This window comes from Xenorhabdus sp. NBAII XenSa04 (assembly GCF_963866145.1).
In the GTDB taxonomy this organism is placed as follows: domain Bacteria; phylum Pseudomonadota; class Gammaproteobacteria; order Enterobacterales; family Enterobacteriaceae; genus Xenorhabdus; species Xenorhabdus indica.
Genome location: NZ_CAWMEB010000233.1, coordinates 1 through 814, shown reverse-complemented (window position 1 = coordinate 814; position 814 = coordinate 1). Strand labels below are relative to the sequence as shown.

At 51.7% G+C, this 814-nt stretch carries 1 pseudogene; it reads right to left on the bottom strand.

The features are described from left to right. Positions 1–814, bottom strand: a pseudogene (locus AAC147_RS09245) (DNA primase); the annotation flags it as partial.

Below are 814 nucleotides of genomic sequence, written 5' to 3'. Positions count from 1 at the left end.
TTGCCTGCCAGCATTGAACAGATTTCAGCAAAAATGCTTTTGCCACTGCCTCCGGCACCGGTCACTTCCAGAAACAACTGCCAGTCGTAGCGGTTTGCCAGCACCATAAACAGCGCTGCCAGTACCCGATCAAACTTATTCTCACAATTGGCTGTTGCCCGATTGAGCCAGTGCCAGAACTGCGGGGCATGGTCTTTCAGGGTTTCCCCCGAAACAGGGGAATTGAATTCAACATCATTCGCCAGCAGCAACCAGTCATGTTTGCGATGAGGCCGGAACTGGCAGGCTTTCAGGTCAAACACGCCATTGCTGAACCCGATTAAGTGGCGTTTTGGCGATTGCATCATGGGAAGCTGTAATTTCAGGGCATCCACGGCAGAACTGATACCATTCGGTGAGTAGGGTTGCCTCTCTTCCATAAAGGCAGCAACCATTTCTCGCTTTAAATCGCGATCACTGACCGGACGCCAGATGATACCGTTATAGTGATGCACGGTTTCCGAAGCGCCATCCAGCGCTAAATCACCATCATAACGCGCCAGCAAGACTTCCCCGCGCTGGCTGGCTCCCATCTGGCATAATGTCAGCTTGGAAGGCTCAGCATCATTGGGCTGAGTGGCTGCTTTTTTCTTGGTTGATGCCGGTTGATAGAGCCCCTGAGTAAAGGCTTGTCTTGCTATGTCCACACCGTTTTGCTGACGGTAATCGTCCCAGTCAGCTTTGTGCTCTGTCGGTGGTAACGTCACCCAACCATTCACCGCAAGAGCGGCTTTTTCTGCTGAAATCTTGCCGATATTCACTTTTGGTTTGCCGT